The organism is Staphylococcus petrasii (genome assembly GCF_002902565.1).
In the GTDB taxonomy this organism is placed as follows: Bacteria; Bacillota; Bacilli; order Staphylococcales; family Staphylococcaceae; genus Staphylococcus; species Staphylococcus petrasii.
Genome location: NZ_PPRC01000001.1, coordinates 34950 through 50915, shown reverse-complemented (window position 1 = coordinate 50915; position 15966 = coordinate 34950). Strand labels below are relative to the sequence as shown.

The 15966-nt window shown below is 36.1% G+C and carries 9 protein-coding genes, 1 tRNA gene, 1 other RNA gene and 1 pseudogene; 1 reads left to right on the top strand and 11 read right to left on the bottom strand.

The genetic code is table 11. The features are described 5' to 3' along the window. Window positions 1-520: 520 nt before the first annotated feature. From recR to gltB, 11 genes and pseudogenes are all read right to left on the bottom strand, one after another. Window positions 521-1117, bottom strand: a complete 597-nt coding sequence (gene recR, locus CD127_RS00240; protein ID WP_011276782.1) for a recombination mediator RecR — start codon at window positions 1115-1117, stop codon at window positions 521-523. A gap of 6 nt (window positions 1118-1123) precedes the next feature. Continuing rightward, the gene (locus CD127_RS00235; protein WP_031916187.1) at window positions 1124-1441 is read right to left on the bottom strand and encodes a YbaB/EbfC family nucleoid-associated protein; all 318 of its coding nucleotides are present in this window, start codon (window positions 1439-1441) and stop codon (window positions 1124-1126) included. 150 nt (window positions 1442-1591) lie between these two features. Next, a complete protein-coding gene (gene dnaX, locus CD127_RS00230) occupies window positions 1592-3298 on the bottom strand; it encodes a DNA polymerase III subunit gamma/tau (protein ID WP_103365336.1) in 1707 nt (568 codons plus the stop codon). Window positions 3299-3365: 67 nt separating this feature from the next. Beyond that, on the bottom strand, window positions 3366-3893 hold the full coding sequence (locus tag CD127_RS00225; protein WP_103297732.1) for a GNAT family N-acetyltransferase: 528 nt from the start codon (window positions 3891-3893) through the stop codon (window positions 3366-3368). A gap of 242 nt (window positions 3894-4135) precedes the next feature. After that, window positions 4136-4405: signal recognition particle sRNA large type (ffs, locus tag CD127_RS00220), an RNA gene on the bottom strand. Window positions 4406-4507: 102 nt separating this feature from the next. Then, on the bottom strand, window positions 4508-5233 hold the full coding sequence (treR, locus tag CD127_RS00215; RefSeq protein WP_103365335.1) for a trehalose operon repressor: 726 nt from the start codon (window positions 5231-5233) through the stop codon (window positions 4508-4510). A gap of 30 nt (window positions 5234-5263) precedes the next feature. Continuing rightward, a complete protein-coding gene (treC, locus tag CD127_RS00210; RefSeq protein WP_103365334.1) occupies window positions 5264-6898 on the bottom strand; it encodes an alpha,alpha-phosphotrehalase in 1635 nt (544 codons plus the stop codon). A 100-nt stretch (window positions 6899-6998) separates the two neighbouring features. Then, the gene (treP, locus tag CD127_RS00205; RefSeq protein WP_103365333.1) at window positions 6999-8441 is read right to left on the bottom strand and encodes a PTS system trehalose-specific EIIBC component; all 1443 of its coding nucleotides are present in this window, start codon (window positions 8439-8441) and stop codon (window positions 6999-7001) included. Between the two features lie 203 nt (window positions 8442-8644). Beyond that, window positions 8645-8737: transfer RNA gene (locus CD127_RS00200), tRNA-Ser, on the bottom strand. 122 nt (window positions 8738-8859) lie between these two features. Next, the gene (locus tag CD127_RS00195) at window positions 8860-10323 is read right to left on the bottom strand and encodes a glutamate synthase subunit beta (protein WP_103365332.1); all 1464 of its coding nucleotides are present in this window, start codon (window positions 10321-10323) and stop codon (window positions 8860-8862) included. A 17-nt stretch (window positions 10324-10340) separates the two neighbouring features. Then, a pseudogene (gene gltB, locus CD127_RS00190) lies at window positions 10341-14849 on the bottom strand (glutamate synthase large subunit). 161 nt (window positions 14850-15010) lie between these two features. Here gltB and gltC point away from each other — a divergent pair. After that, a complete protein-coding gene (gltC, locus tag CD127_RS00185) occupies window positions 15011-15898 on the top strand; it encodes a glutamate biosynthesis transcriptional regulator GltC (protein ID WP_103365331.1) in 888 nt (295 codons plus the stop codon). Window positions 15899-15966 lie beyond the last annotated feature (68 nt).

Sequence of the window (15966 nt, the reverse complement as noted above, 5' to 3'; positions counted from 1 at the left end):
TGATTAGCTCATAAAACTAAATAGTGTTTGTAACTTAAAGTTACATTTATTGGAATTAACGTTGACATATTGTCATTCAGTTTTCAATGTTCATTTCTTTACCACAAGAATTAATTATACTCGCTATCGACTAGAAAGTCAACAACTTTTTTTATTTAATTTTTGAAGTAATTTTAATGTTCGTTGATTTGTTCCGCTCAACAGATATATATACTATACAGGCTTTTCGAGCATTTCACAACGGTAAAAATTACACCTTCCCGATTAAGGATGGTCGTTTTTACCTTAATAACCGAACTTTAATTATTAGATATAACATAAAAGTACGTTTAACATGTTTAATAACATATATAATACCCTATTATCCGCGTTTAAATCACTATAAATACAAACTTTAAAAAATTTACAATTTCTATAAATAAATTTTAAAAAACCACTATTTTTTAGAAGGACGGCTCATTTCATTAGTATTAGCACTAACTTGAAACAGTTTCTTCTATAAATAGTGGCTCAATTCTTCTTACATTTCTGTTCTACCTGCGATAGCTTTTGAAAGTGTAACTTCATCAGCATACTCTAAGTCTCCACCTACTGAGAGTCCTTGCGCTAGTCTCGTAACTTTTATACCAATAGGTTTAACTAACCTTGAAATATACATAGCTGTTGACTCGCCTTCAAGGTTTGGATTCATAGCTAGAATAAGTTCTTTTACTTCTTCATCTTTTAGTCTATCTATTAAAGTAGGAATATTGATGTCTTCAGGGCCAATACCATCCATTGGTGAAATTGATCCATGTAATACATGATAAAGTCCTTTATATTCTCTCATTTTTTCCATAGCAATGACGTCTTTATCATCTTCAACTACACAAATAACTGAACGGTCTCTTTGTTTATCTTCACAAATGTAGCAAGGGTCATTTTCAGTGATATGACCACATACGCTACAATAAGTAAGTTCTCGTTTAACATCTACTAAGGCTTTAGCAAATTGGACAACATCGTCTTCTTTCATATCTAAAGTATGAAATGCCAGACGTTGAGCCGTCTTGGGACCAATGCCTGGCAGTTTCATAAAACTATCTATTAATTTAGATATGGGTTCTGGATAATGCATCTATTCTTACATTCCTGGAATATTTAAGCCTTGAGTATGTTTGCCTAAACGTTCTTGTGTTAAATCGTCCGCTTTGTTCATAGCCTCGTTTGTAGCTGCTAAAACTAAATCTTGTAGCATTTCGATATCGTCTGGATCTACTGCTTCTTCTTTAATTTCTACATCTACAACTTCTTTATGTCCAGTAACTGTTACAGCAACCATGCCGCCACCAGCAGTACCTACAATACGTTCTTCTTTAAGTTTTTCTTGTTCTTGAGCCATTTTCTTTTGCATTTTTTGCATTTGTTTCATCATTTGTTGCATATTTCCGCCGCCGCGCATAATATCATTTCCTCCTTAAATATATGAATATTTACTTTTGATTTATAATTTATTATACATGCGTTTATTATCATTGTCATGTATCACTATTTATCCACTCTAACGTCCATCATTATTACTTTTAGACACTTCTGTCTTTAAAAATACAGTTTATTCATCTATTAAATTAACTGTTTCTTCGCCAAATAAATCGCGTGCTTTTTGAGCCACATCTATTTCTTTTTCTTCATTCTTATTAGCTTCTTTACTTTCTTCACTGTCATTATTTCTTCGATTGTTAAGGTATTCTGAACGTACGCGCATCCATTGATCAGATGGCACGCCCACTACCTCTACGTCTTTATTGATAATATTTCTAACTACATTTTCAATGTTACTACGTTTTTCTTCATCTCTATTAACAATCTCGCAATGAATTTCTTCATCAAACTGAACTAAAACACGTTTAGCACTCGCTGCAACTGGCACAGAATTCTGTAATAAGCTAACTAATGATTTTTTATCGTTACTTTTAGCGTAATCAATAACTTCTTGCCAATGTTTTTTTAATAATTGAATATCTTCTTTATTAGCCTCATCTAAAACTTTAGCGATTTGAGTCATAGAGAAAGGATTTTTATTTGCACGTTTTCCTCTATTATTCGCTTGAGTTGAGTTAGTTTTATTACTAGGTTGTGTGATACCTTGCGCTTTTAACGTTTTTAATTCATTTTCAAGTTGTTCCATTCTTTGTAATAACACTTCATTATGAGGTTCTGCAGCTACTTGGGTTGTAGCTACGTTTTGGACATTTTCTGGTTGATTTTTTATCATTTCAGCAATTTTCACCAATAAAACCTCAAAATGCACATTCTGGTTAACACTAAAGCGAATTGAGACTAACGTGTCATTAATGATATCAATTAAATGGTATAACGTTTCTAAATCGAAACGAATTAAGGCATCATATTCTGTTTCACCTTCAACCGTTTTATTCATAATCGTATCACGCACGAAATAAATCATATCATTAATTAGACGATTAACCTCTTTACCTTCTGCGATAAAGCGATGATAACGCGCGAAGGCTTCTTTCACATTACCATCAACCACTTCTTTAAATAAGTCGTTTAATGCCGCTTCATCAACGCTACCTGTTACGTCTAATACGTCCTGCAATGTTAGGTGCTCATCACCGAATGCGATAGCCTGGTCCATAATACTTAATGCATCACGCATACCGCCTTCAGACGCTTTCGCAATAAATTCAAGGGCAGCATCATCATATTGTAATTCCTGTTCCTCAGCCACAAAACGTAATCGCTCTATAATTTGATCTGTGCCTATCGCTTTAAAATCAAAACGTTGTGCACGTGAAATGATAGTGGGAGGAATTTTATGTGGTTCAGTTGTTGCTAATATAAAAATCGCATGTGCAGGAGGTTCTTCAAGCGTTTTTAGTAATGCATTGAAGGCTCCTGTCGTAAGCATATGAACCTCGTCAATAATATATACTTTATATTTTGATTCACTAGGCGCGTATTTTACTTTATCTCTAATATTTCTAATCTCGTCTACACCGTTATTACTGGCCGCATCAATTTCGATAACGTCTCCATTTGTGCCTTGGGTAATCCCTTTACAGATAGCACACTCATTACACGGCTCTCCATCATGAGGGTTCAAACAGTTAATCGCTTTAGCAAATACTTTGGCAATACTTGTTTTACCTGTACCTCTTGGACCGCTAAATATATAGGCATGAGATTGTTTTCCTTTTGAAATAGCATTACGTAACGTTTTCGTTACATGTTCTTGACCTACAACGTCTTCGAAACTTTGAGGTCTAAACATTCGATATAAAGCTTGATAATTCACATTCGCACCTCCGTTAACAATTACGTTATATTATATCATGCCTTACTTTCTTAGACTTAACTCAATTTTATATTATATCTGCATTACGCACTGTACCATGGGGATAATCATTTAACTGATCCCATAAGAATTTCACACGTAATTTATCTTCATTTGTTTCTTTTGAGAAAATATGATGCACATCTGCACGTTCATATCCTATCTTTTCAAAATAATCTGGACTACATCCCACTATGATTGTAGTGTAATGCTGCGATTTAGCGCGTTCTTCAATGGCTTGAACTAACGCTTTGCCTAATCCTTGATTCTGTATACGTTCGTCTACAATAAGAGACACGAGTTCTAAAGCTTTATATTTATTATCCTCTGTAACAAGGTTAACTTCACTTAACATGATGTGACCGATGATTTCTCCATTTTCATTTTTAGCAATCACTTCTAGCTCATAGTTATAAGTTTCCGCTTGTCGTAAACGCGCTACAAGCTGACGTTGTGACGCACCATTTTGATTTGCGTGTTGATTATAGCTTTCTTCAATTTTATCTAATGTCGCAGCATAGTCCGTTTCAGTTAAAGTGCTTAAATAGATTTGCATCCATTATCCCCCTATTCGTATATCTTTAACGCTTCTCTATTTTGAAAAGGCCCCAATGTTGATAAAACTCCATGCCTCTTTATTTCACATATAAATATTATACTTCTTTATTCTATACAAAAAAGAGGTGACTTTAAATTAAAGTCACCTCAGACTGAAAACAAACCCTTTCGTTTATCATCAAATAAGGGTTGATTATCTAGTTATCTATGTATAAGTTGTGCATTTTAAATATAAAAAAACCGCGCACCTTCGAATCGAGTGTGTATCATAAACGTTACCGAAGTCGATAGCTAAATCTCGGCTACCCTACGGCACATATGAGGATCCACTTAATGCTGCTTCCGTCAGGACCTGACATGGTTCATGGGTTCATATTGCATAGGACCGAAATCTTCAAACACCTCGTGCTTCGGGCAGACTTCACAAAGACACACCCTCAACGAAGGAATTAAGTCTCGCATAAAGCGGATTTCGAGTACAGGGAACCGCTACCTCCCCACCTAGCACGGTAAGTTTAATAATACTATAAATAATCGACTAAATGCAAGCATAATGTTACGAAGAATCCTGAGCTATTGATATATGCCTTTCGTGCTCTTCTATAACGCCTTTTATTTCGTATGTCTTCTTGAAAATTCATTAAATTTAAATTCTGTTGCTAAGTGTTTAGACACATTGTATTGGAATTGTGTTGTATCTTTTAAATAAACAATACTTCTTACCGTCGCCGTGTATGGGGGCTGCACTTTTCCAAAAACATCGTATTCACACTCAGTAAATGGCTCGAATGTAATCGCTTTATTGGAATAACTAATTTCTAAACCTAATTCCGCTTCCAAATAATGATAGATTGAGTCTTTCGCTACTTGATCAGTAATAGATGGGACTATCGAAGTTAAGAAATAATCTTCATCTAGAATCTTTACTATGCCATTCACGCTACGGCTTCTTATAATATGAATAAGCGGTTGATTCTGCGTTAAATTAAGGTGCTTCTTAACGTGAGGCACTGCATCCGCTTCAATCACTTCATTAAGAAGGACATTCGTCGTATGTTTCAAGCCTAATTCTTCTTTCACTTCTTTGAAACTAATTAAATTCGAGAAAGGAAATTCCGTCATACCTTGGTCAATGACGATGGAACCTTTGCCTCTAATCTTTTGAATCATCCCATCATTCGCTAACAGTTCCAGTGCCTTCCTCACTGTTTCACGCGAAGCATGATATTTCTCAACTAATTCATGCTCAGAAGGTAATTGATCACCATAGCTGTAAGTACCATCGAAGATACCTTGTTTTAATTCATCGTAAATCGTTATAAATTTTTGTTGTGCCATCTTTTCTCCACCAGTCTGCTTAGCCAATGATTATGAATGCTCAATCACAATTGCGCCAAATGGTGATATTTCACCGTTTTCCACTGTGCCATTTTGAATCACAATATCCCCATTTGTATCGATTTCATCTGGAAGTTTAACTGCTTCTTTTGAAAAGTTAGCAATTACTAACCAAGATTGATTTTGATAGTTACGTCGATAAATAAATAATTGAGGGTGTTCCATATACATTGGCTCAATATCGCCATAAGTAATAATATCATGTTCATGACGTAGAGCGATAAGTTGGCGATACGTTTGTAAAATAGAATGTTCATCTTCCATAGCGTCTTCTACATTTATTTTATTAATATTATTTGGTATATCAATCCATGGTGTACCCGTTGTGAAGCCAGCTTGTTCGTTTGAAGTCCATTGAATTGGTGTACGTGAATTATCACGTGATTTTTGACCTAAAATCGTTAAAATTTCCTCTTCGTCTATGCCTTTATGTTTTAAATTTTCATAAGCATTTAAAGACTCAACATCGCGATATTGCTGAATAGAATCAAAGTGCGGATCGGTCATACCAATTTCTTCACCTTGATAAATATAAGGCGTACCTTGCAACATATGAAGCGCAATTGCTAACATCTTAGCACTCGCTTGGCGGTTCTCCTCAGTTGAATCATCTCCGAAACGTGATACTACACGAGGTTGGTCGTGGTTGCACCAGAAGATAGCGTTCCAGCCGCCATCTTTATTAATCCCTACTTGCCATTCCATAAGAATTTCTTTTAATTTTAGAAAATCAAATTTCGCATTCGTCCATTTTTCTCCATCTACGTAATCCACTTTTAAATGATGGAAATTAAATACACTACTTAATTCCTGGCGCTCAGGCTGCGTGTATTTAATACAATTATCAATCGTTGTAGATGACATTTCTCCTACTGTCATCATATCTTTATCTCCAAATGTGTTGCGATTTAGTTCATGAAGATACTCATGGACACGTGGGCCATCTGTGTAAAATTCTTTACCTATCTTAGGTGAATCTTTAAATTCGCCTTTAGATATTAAGTTAATGACATCAAATCGGAAACCATCTACGCCAAAGTCAATCCAATGATTAACAACATCGTATAATGCTTTGCGGACAGTTTCATTATCCCAATTCAAATCTGCTTGTGTGACGTCAAACAAATGTAAGTAATATTCTTCTGTGTGTTCATCATATTGCCAAGCATTACCACCAAATTTAGACTCCCAATTCGTCGATGGTCCATCTTGAGATGGTCTAAAGAAATAAAAATCACGATATGGATTATCTTTTGAGCTAATCGCTTCTTTAAACCATTGATGTTCTGTAGACGTATGATTAATAACAATGTCCATCATTACTTTTAAATCACGTTGATGGGCTTCTTTAACTAACGTTTCGAAATCTTCTATCGTGCCAAACTGTTCATTTATTTTAAAATAATTACTAATATCATAGCCGTTATCATTCATAGGTGATTCGTAAATTGGCGTTAACCAAATGTAATCTACACCTAGATATTGTAGGTAGTCTAATTTTTCAATAATACCGTTTAAATCCCCTTGGCCGTTGCCAGTGGTATCATTAAATGATTTAGGATAAATTTGATAAACTACTGATTTTTTCCAGTCTTGTTGAGCCATTTTCATTCCACCTTTATATATAGTAAATATGATTAAAACGAAAAGACGTCCAAGTACTTGTAAAATAATACGTGAACGTCTTTATTGTTGTGCATTACCCTTATTTTGTTTCGTCAGGATTTTCAACCATTTTCTTAGCTTTAATCGTAGTAAATCTTGAGAAAATGATTGTTAAGATTGCTGGTACTATAACAGCAAGCAATGTGATTGGAATATAAATAAACCAATATTCACTCTTAATTGAAATAAATGCTGGAACACCACCAACGCCTACATTACCTAATACTCTATTTGCACCGATAATTGCGCCTAAAACGCCAGAAGTACAAATTGCAGCGAAGAAAGGTACTTTGAGTGGTAAGTTCACACCAAACATTGCGGGTTCTGTTACGCCTAAAAATGCTGAAACACTTGAAGTTAATGCTAAACCTTCTTCTTTCGCCATTTTACGACGTCTATAAATAAACCATGCGCCAAATGCAGCTGAACCTTGGCAAATATTAGAGATAGCAACGATTGGCCATAAGTATGTACCGCCTAATTTACTTCCCATTAATTGGAAATCAACTGCTAAGAACATATGATGTAAACCTGTGATAACAAGTGGTGCATAGAAGAAACCATAAATTGCGCCACCTAACCATCCAGCATGTTCAAAGACGAATTGAATCGCACCAGTGATGGCAGTTCCAATTGCTAAAGCAACCGGTCCAATAATGATGAACGCTAAGAATCCTGTAATTAATAACGCTACTGGACCTACTACGAGCATTTTAATAGAATCATGCACGACCTTGTTAAGCGCTTTTTCAATGAGTGAAAGTACATAAGCTGCAATTAATACTGGTAAGACTTGTCCTTGATAGTTTAACTGTTTAATTTCTAAACCGAAAAGGTTCCAAGTTGGGATATGCCCTTTCGCAATATCATATTGTGATACTAATTGTGGATGCATTAAAATCAAGCCAAGTACCAAACCTAAGATAGGACTACCGCCGAAGACTTTCATACTACTCCAACCAATTAAAGCTGGTAAGAAGATAAACGCGGTACTCGCTATAACATTAATGATATTTGAGATATCCCCTAATTGTGGGAACTGTTCTACTAGTGGCTTAGGTCCAAATAGATTTTCCATTGTTAAAAGGTTATTAATCCCCATTAGAAGCCCGGCAGTAACTAAAGCAGGTAAGATAGGAATAAAGATGTCTCCTAATAATTTAATCAATCTTTGTACTGGGTTACCTTTTTTAGCTGCAGCTGCTTTTGCTTCATCTTTCGAGGCTTCTTCAGCACCTGTTTCTTTTATAAATTGTTTATATACTTCGTCTACTGTTCCTGGACCAATTACAATTTGGTATTGATTATCCGCTTTAAATTGGCCTTTTACTAACGTATTGTCATCTAAAGCTTCTTTATTAACTTTATTATCGTCTTTTAATACTAAACGCAAACGAGTTACACAATGGGTTGCAGTATCAACATTTTCTTTGCCACCAATTGCTTTAACGATGTCTTGTACATCTTGTCTTTTGACAGCCACGCCTTTCACTCCCTTATCTTTAATACATAAAGTATAACTTGTCTAGACAAGTTTTGTAAAGGCTTACATTTAGTTTTATATATTTGGGTGAAAAAAGATGATATTTGTGCTTATGCGGTCCCATGAAGCAAAAAAAGACAAGTACTCAATCTACATTGAGTACTTGTCTTTTTATATTTATTAGTCTTGGATTTTAATTATAATGGCGGAGGAAGAGGGATTCGAACCCCCGCGGCCCGTTAAGGCCCTGTCGGTTTTCAAGACCGATCCCTTCAGCCGGACTTGGGTATTCCTCCAATGAACACAATAACTATCTTATAACATGGTTCATTGGAAGTCAAACATTTTCTTTACTGTATTAAAACTTTTTTAATCATTTCTTTACAAATGAAGTCAGTAGCATGCTGAAAAGCAGTACTTACACTAGCACTTTCTGTTGTAAATAACTATCGACTGACTTAGCAACGGCACGTCCTTCTTTAATTGCCCAGACAACTAAACTTTGACCTCGACGCGCATCCCCTGCTGCGAAAAACTTTTCTTGGTTGGTATGATAGTCTTTGTCATTCGCTACAATTCTATTAAATTTAGTAGCAATATCAAATTCTCTTGGTACTGTAGGCTCAATACCTTCAAATCCAATTGAAAGTAAGACTAAGTCGGCTGGCCAATGTCTTTCAGTACCATCGACTACTACCATGCCTTCAGGTGTTTCTTCTAAGATTTGAGTATAAACTCCACGAATATTTCCAATATGGTCAACATCATAGCGCATAGTTTGAACGCCATAAGCACGTGGTTCTCTTCCGAAACGTGTTTCATATTCTTTATGCGCATAATCCATTTTGAAGACAGGTAAAGGAAGCGGCCATGATGTATTAGTTTTAAACGTAATTTCTTCTGGTGCTTTAGTATACTTGTTAAATTGTACAATCGACTTACAATTTTCACGTAATGCGGTCGCTACACAATCGGCACCTGTGTCCCCTGCACCAATAATAATGACATTTTTATCTTTTGCCGTAATGGTAGCTTCGTCAATTTCACCGTTGAGAAGTTGTGTTTGTTCTGTCAGATAATCCATCGCAAAATGGATACCTTGGCCCATACGTCCTTCTAAAGGTAAATCGCGTGCTTTTTGAGCTCCGGTACATAAGATAATCGCATCAAATCGCGCTTCTAATTCCTCTTTTGATACGTCTACCCCTATGTTCACATTCGTTTTAAATATTATGCCCGCTTCTTCCATTAAGGCAATACGTCGACGTACCACATCTTTGTCTAACTTCATGTTAGGGATCCCGTACATGAGTAATCCACCTGGTTCAGCTGCTTTTTCAAATACTGTAACTTGATAGCCTATATAATTAAGTTCTTCAGCGGCTGCTAGTCCAGCTGGTCCGCTTCCTACGATGGCTACTTTTTGGGTTTTACGTACTTTTGGAAGTTTGGGTTTGACCCATCCATTTTCAAAAGCTTCATCTATAATCGTACGTTCAATACCTTTAATCGCTATGGAATCACGGTTAATCTTCATTACACATGAGTTCTCACATGGTGCTGGGCAAACGCGTCCAGTAAAATCAGGAAAATTATTAGTTTCACTTAAACGTTCGTAGGCCCCTTTGAAATCTTGATGATACACCAAATCATTCCACTCCGGAATATAGTTGCCAATTGGACATCCAATTGTTTCCCGGCCAAAAGGAAGACCCGTTTGACAAAAAGGCGTACCACAATCCATACAACGTGCGCCTTGTATAGAGGCTTCCTCACGTGAAAAGCGCTGTTGAAATGCATCGTGATTTTTTAATCGATCAACAAGCGACAATTCGGATAACGACTGTTTCTCATACTTCATAAACCCTTTAAACTCGCCCATAATTGCTCTTCCTCTCTTTAATAAATAACTGCCGGTTGTAAGTTTTGATCAATTGAAGTACCTTCATCGTAGAATGCCGCTAATTTCGCTTCCTCTTGTGGCAAACGACGACGTTGTAACTCGATTTTTTGCATCATTAATTCGTAATCCTTCGGAATAACTTTGACTACTTTATCAGCTACATGGTCAAAATCTTGTAAAATAGCCGCTGCTTTAGTGCTTTGAGTAAAGTGATAATGTTCTTTCAATAAATTTCGTTCTTCGTCATGACTTACTTTCTTAAAGGCTAATGTCGGCAAAGCGTTAACGCGTTTAAATGTCTCAATATCACTTGGGAAAATGTAGCAGACGCCACCACTCATACCTTGTCCGAAGTTCTTACCAACGTCGCCTAGTATGATGACGTGGCCTCCAGTCATGTATTCCAAACCATGGTCACCAATACCTTCAACTACAACGTCTACACCACTATTACGGATACAGAAACGTTCACCAGCTTTACCATTAATATAGGCTTTACCTTGTGAAGCACCATAGAAACTTACATTTCCTGCGATAATTTCGTTCTCTCGTGCTTTATTAGGTGCTTTTACAACAACGGTACCGCCTGATAACCCTTTACCTACATAGTCGTTGGCATCACCAGTGTGATGAATCAATAATCCTTTAGGCGCAAAGGCTGCTAAGCTTTGACCTGCATGGCCCGTTGTTTCACCAATAATTGTATGTTCCGGTAAACCTTCACTACCATGCTGTTGTGTAATATAACTACCTGTTATAACTCCCACATCACGTTGTTCATTATTTACAACGTAATACCCCTTGAATGTTTCTCCATTTTCAATACTTTGTTTAGCGTCTTTATATAGATAATTTAAATCGAAACCAATATTTAAATGATGGTCTTGAGAAATTTGTTTTGTGTTTGGTCCGTCTACTAAATGTAATAATTTAGTGACATCAAGTGATGCGGCTTTAGATTTAAAATTAATATCACTAGAACGTTGTAATAAATCTGTTCGTCCCACTAAATCTTCCACCTTTTTCAAACCAAGTGAAGCTAAAACCTCTCTAAGTTCTTCAGCAATAAAATGCATAAAGTTAACTACATGATCAGCTTTACCTCTGAATAAGGCTCTCAAGTCTTGGTTTTGAGTGGCAATACCTACTGGACATGTGTCGTTATGACAGACGCGCATCATGATACAACCTAAAACGACAAGCGGTGCAGTCGCGAAGCCAAATTCTTCTGCGCCTAATGCACAAGCTAAGGCCACATCTCTACCTGTTAATAATTTACCGTCTGTTTCTAAACGTACACGACTACGTAAATGATTTAATTTCAATGTTTGATGTGTTTCAGCTAACCCTAGCTCCCATGGTAATCCAGCATGTTGAATACTTGTCTTAGGAGACGCACCTGTTCCACCATCGTATCCACTTACAACAATTTTATCTGCGAATGCTTTAGCTACCCCTGAAGCAATAGTACCGATGCCTGATTTAGATACAAGTTTTACGGCAATATTCGCTTCTTTGTTCGCATTCTTCAAATCGTGAATTAATTGTGCTAAGTCTTCAATTGAATAAATATCATGATGTGGCGGTGGTGAAATTAAGCCAATACCTGGTGTTGATCCACGTGTCTCAGCAATCCACGGGTAGACTTTAGTACCTGGTAATTGTCCACCTTCCCCTGGTTTAGCGCCTTGAGCTACTTTAATTTGTAATTCTTTCGCATGTTGCAGGTAATTACTTGTCACACCGAAACGTCCAGAGGCTACTTGTTTAATCGCGCTTGATAAATAACTGCCGTCCTCTTGGATTTCATAGCGTTTAGGGTTCTCTCCACCTTCACCACTATTACTTTTTCCGCCTAATCGGTTCATAGCTTTCGCTAATGTTTGATGTGCTTCTTCAGAAATTGAACCATAACTCATTGCCCCAGTGTTAAAACGTTTAACGATAGATTCTACAGATTCCACTTCGCTAATAGGAATAGAGCGTTGTGGTTTAAATTCTAATAAGTCACGTAAGTGGTCCTTTCTGTTGTCATGGACTGCATTTGAAAAAGCTTTAAATTGTTCATAATCATTTTCACGACACGCATGTTGTAATAAATGAATCGTTGTCGGATTAAATACATGATGTTGGCCTTGTTGGCGCCATTGGAAAAGACTTCCTGGTTCTAAATATTCACTATGACTACTTTGACGTGCTTTGTTTTCTTCATCAATTTGTTCAATGCTTAAGCCTGATAGTTTAGATTGCATACCTGTGAAATAAGCATCAATGACTTCTTGAGAAAGTCCCACTGCTTCAAAGATTTGGGCACCCTGATAACTTTGAACAGTGGAAATACCCATTTTAGCCATAACTTTAATGACACCTTCAGATAAAACATTTGTATAGGTTTCTACATTTTCAGAAATAGAACCTTTAAGATGTCCATCCTCTGCTAAGTGCGCAATCGTTTGTTGTGCTAAATATGGAATAACCGCGTTGGCACCATAACCTAGTAAACAAGCGACATGATGAACTTCGCGTGTTTCACCAGATAAAGCGACTAGACTCGTGTTCATACGTAAATCTTCTCTAATCAATAACTGATGAATATGACTGATTGCTAACAACATTGGAATCGCATAACGTTGACTCTCGTCCGCTTCTGCTTTAATCTCACTTTCAATGAGTGAACTATCATCAAGCACTAAAATCGTATAGCCTTCACGTGTAGCTTGAATCGCCGCTTTCCCTAAGTGTTGTAACGCTTCTTCAAGACTGCCACGATATAACGTTGATAAATGTTTCACGTCAAACTTACTTTGTTTAATCGTCTCTAATTGACTCAACGTCAACACAGGTTTAGATAATTGAATACGATTTAGCACAGAAGGGTTCGGTTGTAATAAGTTTCCTTCTCCCCCTAAATAAGAAAGTTCACTTGTTACAATCTTCTCACGATACGCATCAATCGGTGGATTGGTTACTTGCGCAAATAATTGCTTAAAGTAATTAAATAATGACTCAGGTCGCTCATTTAAAACTGCAAGTGGTGAATCATAACCCATAGCACCAATTGGATCTTTCTTGACTGCAACTAAAGCAGTCATATATTTATAAATATCTTCTTTGGTATAACCAAATTGCTTTTGTAATCTAAATAACGTTGATGGTTCTAATAAACGACGGTTATACTTTACGTCATCTAAACCTAAATCAACTTTATGCTTTTCAAGCCATGTTTGATACGGATGTTGACTGGCAATACGTGCTTTTAACTCATTATTATCAATGACTTTATTAGCTTTGAAGTCTACCAGTAATAATTTCCCTGGATTTAATTGCCCTTTAAAAGCAACGTTTTCCTCAGGGACATCGATGACACCCACTTCAGATGAAAACACAATAAAGTTATCTTTAGTAATTGTATAACGACCAGGACGTAAGCCGTTACGGTCAGTTAGCGCACCAATTTTGTCACCATTACAGAATGAGATCATCGTCGGTCCATCCCATGGCTCCATTAAATAACTATAGAATTCATAAAATGCACGTACATTTTCATCATTTGATTTGTTATATAACCATGGTTCAGGAATTAACAACATTGCCACTTCCTCAGGCTCCATCGCTAATGTTAAGAATTCTAACGCGTTATCTACAATTGCTGAGTCACTACCATCCTCATCCACAATCTTTTAAATTTTATAACTTTCTTCTCCAAACAATGTATGAATTAATTTGCGCTGACGTGCACGCATCCAATTGACATTGCCTTTTATCGTATTAATTTCTCCGTTATGCATCAACATTCGGTTCGGATGGGCACGTTTCCAACTCGGAAATGTATTCGTACTAAATCTTGAATGAACTAAACCTAGCTTAGACTGATAATCTTCATTATTTAAATCTAAATATAATTTTTTAATTTGGTCTGAACGTAGCCATCCTTTATATACAATCGTTTTATGAGATAAACTTGTGAAATAAAGCTCCAACTCTTGCGATTCTGCGTACTTTTCAATTTGCTTTCTTGCTAGGAAAAGCTGTTTCACAGCTGTTTTATGTGAATTTAAATTAATAAAGATTTGTTGAATATAAGGCATAGTTGCCACAACGTGTGGCGCAATAGCTTGTGTATCAACAGGTACATCTCTATAGCCGATAACGCTTAAACCTTCTTGCTCAATAATTTGATTAAACGTCGTTTCATGTAATGTGCCAGCAATTTTTTGATTAGAGAAAAAAAGACCTACCGCATATTCCCCTTCATTAGGTAAGTCAAATCCGCTATATTTTTTGAAAAATTCAAACGGAATTTCTGTCATAATACCTGCACCATCTCCAGTAATTCCGTCTGCCCCAACGCCCCCACGATGGTCTAATCGTCGCAACATTTCTAAAGATTTTTCAATAATGTCATGAGACCTTACATTATTCATATTGGCGTAAAAACCGATACCACATGCATCATGTTCCTCACGGAAATCATACAACCCTCTTTTTAAACTATGTTCAAACACGATGCCCACTCCTTTTGAGAATTTTCAGAAAATTTACTGTTAATAATAATTAATATAATGTAAAATATTTATCTGAACAATATATTAAATAGATGATACCGTTCTAAAAAATAGATGAATAACACCATGATAATTAGCACAACTGAAAGCGAGGGAACGTATTGGAGATTAAACAACTTAAATATTTCGTTGAAGTCGCAAAACGTGAACATATTTCTGAAGCAGCATTAGAATTGAATATTGCTCAGTCTGCCATAAGTAGGCAAATCACCTTGTTAGAACAAGAGTTACAAGTGACATTATTTAATAGACAAGGACGTAATATTCATCTAACCTCTCAGGGCAAAGCTTTATTAACCCAAGCCACTCAAATTTTAGGACAATTAGATGAAACAGTTGCCCTTTTCCAAAAAGAAAAACTTAAAAATGCACATATTATTAATGTCGGATTTGAAGAAAGTTATATCTCGAAGATGATTACGTCTCTCATTCAATCTTTTGAACAGAATTATGAGAGCACGGTAATGCCAACATTAATGACAACGCCAGAGATTATTGAAAAGATTCATACCGGAGCGTTAGATATAGGATTAGTTGAGATAACGCCAGAATTACAACAAGATAAACACTTATCACTAAAACCTTTATTTGAAGAAACTTATCATATATATGTGCCAAAAGATGATGCGGTGGCTTTAGCAACGCAACCGCCACTCTCTCAATTTGAGAAACAAATGTTATATACACTGACACCACTTGCTCCTAGCATAGAACGTAAATTAAAAAGCGCTCTAAAAACTTCTACTAATATTGTAGGAACAGAATTATTAGCGAAATACTTATTAAAACAGCAACGAGGATATGTCATTGTGCCTGACTATGTAACGTTTAATAATGTTGATCAACAAATATATGATATTTCGCTAGCACATACGGAGCTAAAACGTTCATTTTGCGCTATCGCAAAAAAAGACAATAAAAAAATAGACGTACTTAATTTATTGAATTTAATACAACAACTATTGAGTAAAGTGTCGACTTATCATTAGAAATCAGTGACAAATAAGGATATTTTAAGTGGCCATCCCGGGTTTAAAATCCGTAAATCAAAATAGTT

Coding starts and splice junctions, on each gene's coding strand:
- treC (WP_103365334.1), bottom strand. CDS start 6,898: ATGGCTCAACAAGACTGGAAAAAATCAGTAGTTTATCAAATTTATCCT.
- CD127_RS00195 (WP_103365332.1), bottom strand. CDS start 10,323: ATGGGCGAGTTTAAAGGGTTTATGAAGTATGAGAAACAGTCGTTATCC.
- CD127_RS00235 (WP_031916187.1), bottom strand. CDS start 1,441: ATGCGCGGCGGCGGAAATATGCAACAAATGATGAAACAAATGCAAAAA.
- recR (WP_011276782.1), bottom strand. CDS start 1,117: ATGCATTATCCAGAACCCATATCTAAATTAATAGATAGTTTTATGAAA.
- CD127_RS00225 (WP_103297732.1), bottom strand. CDS start 3,893: ATGCAAATCTATTTAAGCACTTTAACTGAAACGGACTATGCTGCGACA.
- treR (WP_103365335.1), bottom strand. CDS start 5,233: ATGGCACAACAAAAATTTATAACGATTTACGATGAATTAAAACAAGGT.